Origin of the sequence: Parasphingorhabdus sp., assembly GCF_049667325.1 — a bacterium.
GTDB lineage: Bacteria > Pseudomonadota > Alphaproteobacteria > Sphingomonadales > Sphingomonadaceae > Parasphingorhabdus.
Genome location: NZ_JBATHY010000067.1, coordinates 1 through 5,527 on the forward strand (window position 1 = coordinate 1; position 5,527 = coordinate 5,527).

The 5,527-nt window shown below is 57.6% G+C and carries 5 protein-coding genes; all 5 read left to right on the plus strand.

The window, feature by feature from the left end:
- Positions 1 to 586 (plus strand): AMP-binding enzyme (locus WBM93_RS03630; RefSeq protein ID WP_424428270.1); only part of this gene is annotated, 586 nt, incomplete at its 5' end.
- A complete protein-coding gene (locus WBM93_RS03635) occupies positions 586 to 1,899 on the plus strand; it encodes a cytochrome P450 (protein ID WP_424428273.1) in 1,314 nt (437 codons plus the stop codon). The genes WBM93_RS03630 and WBM93_RS03635, both read left to right, overlap by 1 nt.
- 75 nt (positions 1,900 to 1,974) lie before the next feature.
- The gene (locus WBM93_RS03640) at positions 1,975 to 3,405 is read left to right on the plus strand and encodes an aldehyde dehydrogenase family protein (RefSeq protein WP_424428276.1); all 1,431 of its coding nucleotides are present in this window, start codon (positions 1,975 to 1,977) and stop codon (positions 3,403 to 3,405) included.
- Positions 3,406 to 3,540: 135 nt separating this feature from the next.
- Entirely contained in the window at positions 3,541 to 4,713 is a 1,173-nt protein-coding gene (locus WBM93_RS03645; RefSeq protein WP_424428278.1) for an acetyl-CoA C-acetyltransferase, read from the plus strand.
- A 116-nt stretch (positions 4,714 to 4,829) separates the two neighbouring features.
- Positions 4,830 to 5,527, plus strand: a 698-nt coding sequence (locus WBM93_RS03650) for an SDR family NAD(P)-dependent oxidoreductase (protein WP_424428281.1), incomplete at its 3' end; no start/stop codon positions are given.

Sequence of the window (5,527 nt, forward strand, 5' to 3'; positions counted from 1 at the left end):
AGGCTGGATGGCGCACAAGGGCACTGTTGGTCAGCCGGTCAATTGCCAGATCCATATCTGCGATGAAAATGGCGACGAAGTGGCGGTTGGCGAAGAAGGCCAGATCTATTTCGAAAGCGATTCGAAATTCACCTATCATAATGATCCGGAGAAAACCAAGGCGGCGACCCATGCCAAGGGCTGGACCTCGCTGGGCGATGTCGGGAAACTGGATGAGGACGGTTTCCTTTATCTGACCGATCGCAAGAGTTTCATGATTATTTCCGGCGGGGTGAATATCTACCCGCAAGAGATTGAAAATCTGCTCGTCAGCCATGACAAGGTGGCCGATGCCGCCGTCATCGGTGCGCCGGACGAGGATATGGGCGAGAAGGTCGTCGCGATCATCCAGCCGATGGACATGGCGGATGCGGGACCGGAGCTGGCGCAGGAGCTGGAAGCCTATCTTCGCCAGTCGCTGTCCGGCGTCAAAATCCCGCGCCAGATCGACTTCCGTGCGGAACTTCCGCGCCACGCCACCGGCAAACTCTATAAGCGGCTGTTGCGCGACGAATATTGGAACAAACAGGGAAGTGCGACAGTCTGATGGCAACGCAGGCAAAACCAATACTGACCGGAGAGGATGCGCTGGCGATTGTCGATCCCGCCAATTATGTCGACTGGGATGGATTGCTCGACCGTTTTGATGTTCTTCGCCGCGAAACGCCGGTTGTCCGGGTGGTCAATGACGAGGTCCACGATCCATTCTGGCTGGTCACCAGCTATGATGATGTCATGCGGATCAGCAAGGATAACGAGCTGTTCCTCAACAGTCCGCGCAGCATCACCTTTAGCGACAAGACCAGCGGCGCCTTCGTCAAGTCAATCACCGGCGGCGATCCCAATCTGGTCCGTTCGCTGGTCGCTCTTGATGCCCCGACCCACCCGCAATATCGCCGGCTGACGCAAGACTGGTTCATGCCCAAGAATATCGGCAAGATGGAAGACGAGATCAGGGCGCTGGCCAAGGTTACGGTCGACCGGTTGCTCGACGCCCCTCAAAAAGACGGCAAATATGAAGCCGATTTCGTGCCGCTGGTTTCCGCGCCTTATCCGCTCCACGTGGTGATGCAGATATTGGGCGTCCCGGAGGAAGACGAGCAGCGCATGCTGTTCCTCACCCAGCAGATGTTCGGCGGACAGGACGAGGATCTCAACAAGTCCGGCATCGCCAATATGACGCCGGAGCAGGTCATGCAGCTGGTGGTCGGCGCTGTCGCCGACTTCGAGGCCTATTTTGCCAAGCTGACCGAAGAAAAGCGTGCCAATCCGACCGACGATGTCGCCAGCGTGATTGCCAATGCGAAGGTCGATGGCGCCCATCTCAGCGACCGTGACATGGCGGGCTATTATATCATCCTCGCCGCCGCCGGTCACGACACCACCTCGGCGTCCACGGCCGGCGCGATGCTGGCTTTGGCTCGGGACCCCGAACAATTTGCCCGGCTAAAGGCCGACCGCGATCTGCTCCCCGGGATTGTCGAGGAAGCGATCCGCTGGACGACGCCGGTGCAGCATTTCATGCGCACGGCAGCCGAAGATACCGAGCTTGGCGGACATAAAATTGCCAAGGGTGACTGGCTGATGATCAGCTATATCGCGGCCAATCACGACGAGAGCGTGTTTCCCGACCCGCGCAAATTTGACGCGTCGCGGTCACCTAACCGGCATCTGGCTTTTGGCGCGGGCGCGCATCAATGCCTCGGGCTGCATATGGCGCGGCTGGAAATGAAAATTTTGTTCAACGAGCTGCTCGACCGGATCGAGACACTGGAACTGGCAGGCGAACCCAAACGCGCGAAATCGACCTTTGTCGGCGGGCTCAAAACCCTGCCGATACGATATAGTCTGTCAAAATGAATGGCGCGCGAGCCCTTGTAATAGAGTATAGACGACTCAAATAGATTTGAACGGCAGTCCCCAAAGGAGAGCGAAATGGTTACCCAATATAAGAATTTGATCAATGGCGAGATGGTCGGCACCTCGAAAGTGCTGGACGTTGTCAATCCGGCCAATGAAGAAGTCATCGGTCAGGTCCCCGCCTGCGGTGAAGCCGAGCTCAATAGCGCGGTTTCCGCTGCGCGCGCCGCTTTCAAGACCTGGTCGAAAACACCGATCGAGGAACGCCGCAAAGTGGTCCAGGCGATTGCTGGCGTGATCAACGAAAATAACGACGAGCTGTTCCGCTTGCTCACCGCAGAGCAGGGCAAACCCCATGCCCAGGCCCAAGGCGAAATCGCCGGTGCGGCCTATATGGCGGGTTCGCAGGCAACGCTGGAGCTCGATGACGAGATTAACGAGGATACGGAGCAGCGGCTGAGCCGCACCCGCCGCGTGCCGGTCGGTGTCGTTGGCGGCATCGTGCCGTGGAATTTCCCGGTAATGATGGCGGTGCAGAAAATCGCCCCGGCGCTATTGTCCGGTTGCACGATCGTGCTCAAGCCATCACCGTTCACACCTTTGACCACCTTGCGTCTTGCCGAGTTGATCAAGGATGTCGCTCCGGCTGGCGTCGTCAATATCATCACCGGTGAAGACAGCCTCGGGCCGCTGATTACCGGCCATCCCGATATCGACAAGATCACTTTCACCGGCTCCACCGCGACCGGCAAGAAGATCATGGAAGGCGCTTCCAAGGATCTCAAGCGGATCACGCTGGAACTGGGCGGCAATGATGCTTCGATTGTTCTGCCCGACGCCAATGTCGAAAAGGTTGCCGAGCAGCTGTTCTGGTCGAGCTTTACCAACGCCGGTCAGATCTGTGTTGCTGCGAAACGGATCTATATCCACGAGGATATTTATGACGAACTGAGCGCTGCAATCGCCGCATTTGCCAAGAATGTGAAAGTCGGCGACGGCGCGCATCAGGGCACTGCGGTCGGTCCGGTCCAGAACAAGAAGCAATATGAGCGCGTGTTGGAACTGATCAAGGATGCCAAGGATAATGGCTATAAATTCCTGGTTGGCGGTGAAGCCAAGGATGACAGCATACCGGGCTATTATGTGCCGATCACGATTCTTGACAATCCGCCGGAAAACGCACGGATTGTGGCTGAAGAGCAATTTGGTCCGGTCATGCCGCTGATGAAATTCAGCACTACCGACGAGGCGATCAGCCGCGCCAATGCCAGCGAATACGGTCTTGCCGGTGCTGTGTGGACCGCAGATGCCGACGAAGGCGTGCGGGTGGCCGAGCAGATGGAAACCGGCACCGTGTGGGTCAATGAATTTCTCCACCTGTCGCCTTTTGCTCCCTTTGGCGGTCACAAACAATCCGGCTTTGGCGCCGAATATGGCAAGGAAGGCCTGCTCGAATTCACCTATCCGCAGGTGATCACGGTCAAGAAAGACAATGTTCCCGCCTGATCGGGCAGAAAGTAAAAGTTGAAAAAGCCGGTTATCACAATGGTGATGACCGGCTTTTTCATTTGACGCTAGGCTCTCTGCGGTTTAACCGGTCAGTTAAATATTCGACTCTCAACCAATTGAAGGAACAAGACCATGGCAGTAGCCTATATCGTAGACGCGGTTCGGACCGCAGGAGGCCGTCGCGGCGGTCGTCTGGCCGGCATTCATGCAGTGGATCTGGGTGCCGCCACGCTCAACGCCATCGCTGACCGCAATGATTTTGACCCCGGCGCGATCGAGGACGTGATCACCGGTTGCGTGATGCAGGGCGGCGAGCAGGCCGGTGATGTCGGTCGCAATGCGGTTCTCGCGTCCAATCTGCCGGACAGTATCCCCTCGGTTTCGATCGACCGTCAGTGCGGTTCTTCGCAACAGTCGATCCAGTTCGCCGCGCAGGCGATCATGTCCGGGACACAGGATATCGTCCTGGCGCACGGCATCGAGAGCATGACTCGCGTCCCGATGGGTTCGACATTCAAATTGTTCAAGGATGCAGGACTGGGATCAAACAAATCGGAAGGCATGGAGAAGGCCTATCCGGGCATCCAGTTCAGCCAGTTCATGGGCGCCGAGATGATGGTCAAGAAGCATGGCTTCACCCGTGATGATCTCGACCAGTTTGCGCTGGAAAGTCACCAGAAGGCAATCAAGGCGACCGAATCCGGTGCTTTTGACAACGAGATTGTCGGCGTGGAAATCGAGACCGCCGAAGGCAAGGATCTGCATAAAGTAGATGAAGGAATCCGGTTTGACGCGACCAAGGACAGCATCGGTGGCGTGAAAGTCCTGCAGGAGGGCGGCGCGATTACCGCCGCCAACGCCAGCCAGATTTGCGACGGCTCCAGCGCGGTGCTGGTCTGTTCGGAACAGGCATTGAAGGATCATGGTCTGACCCCGCGCGCACGGATCGTCAACCTGACGGTAACCGCTGGCGATCCGGTGATCATGCTGGAAGAACCGCTATTCGCAACCGACCGCGCCTTTCAGCGCGCCGGCATGAAGATCGGCGATATCGATCTTTATGAGGTGAACGAGGCGTTTGCGCCGGTTCCGCTGGCATGGCTGAAACATGTCGGTGCGGATCGCGCCAAAATCAACGTCAATGGCGGGGCGATTGCGCTCGGCCACCCGCTTGGCGCATCCGGCACCAAATTGATGGCAACCTTGCTCAATGCGATGGAAGCCCGAGGCTCGAAATATGGCCTGCAAACTATGTGCGAAGGTGGTGGACAGGCGAATGTCACAATTATCGAACGTCTCGGTTAGCGCCGGCATATAAGAATATCCGTTAGTCCTGAGCTTGTCGAAGGGCGGCTCTAGTCGACAGGCGTGGTTCGACAGGCTCACCACTAACGGTAGGGATCAAAAGGAAAGATAGAATCATGGAACTCAACAGCAATATCTCAGCGGTAATCACCGGCGGTGCATCTGGTCTTGGCGCGGCAACCGCACGCCGCCTGGCCGCCAAAGGCGTCAAAGTTGCTTTATTCGACCTCAACGAGGAAAAGGGCGAAGCACTGGCAGCCGAACTCGGCGGCGTTTTCTGCAAGGTCAATGTGACCGAAGACGAAAGTGTCGATGCCGGCTTTGAAAAAGCACGCGCCGCTAATGGTCAGGAACGCATCCTGGTCAACTGCGCCGGAATCGGCAATGCGATCAAGACCGCCAGCCGCTCGAAGGAAGACGGTTCGATCAAGCATTTCCCGCTGGATGCCTTCAACTTCGTCATCCAGGTCAATCTGGTCGGCACCTTCCGCTGTATCGCCAAATCGGCAGCCGGCATGATGAGCCTAGAGCCACTCGCAGACGGCGATCGCGGCGCGATGGTCAATACCGCTTCGGTAGCGGCCGAAGACGGCCAGATCGGTCAGGCAGCTTACTCAGCGTCCAAGGGCGGCGTTGTCGGCATGACTTTGCCGATCGCGCGCGACCTGTCCCGCGAAGGCATTCGCCTCAACACCATCCTGCCGGGTATCTTTGATACGCCGCTGCTTGCCGGTGCCCCGCAAAATGTCCGTGACGCTCTTGGTGCCATGGTTCCGCATCCTCCGCGACTGGGCGTACCGGACGAATATGCGGC

Coding starts and splice junctions, on each gene's coding strand:
- WBM93_RS03635 (WP_424428273.1), top strand. CDS start 586: ATGGCAACGCAGGCAAAACCAATACTGACCGGAGAGGATGCGCTGGCG.
- WBM93_RS03640 (WP_424428276.1), top strand. CDS start 1,975: ATGGTTACCCAATATAAGAATTTGATCAATGGCGAGATGGTCGGCACC.
- WBM93_RS03645 (WP_424428278.1), top strand. CDS start 3,541: ATGGCAGTAGCCTATATCGTAGACGCGGTTCGGACCGCAGGAGGCCGT.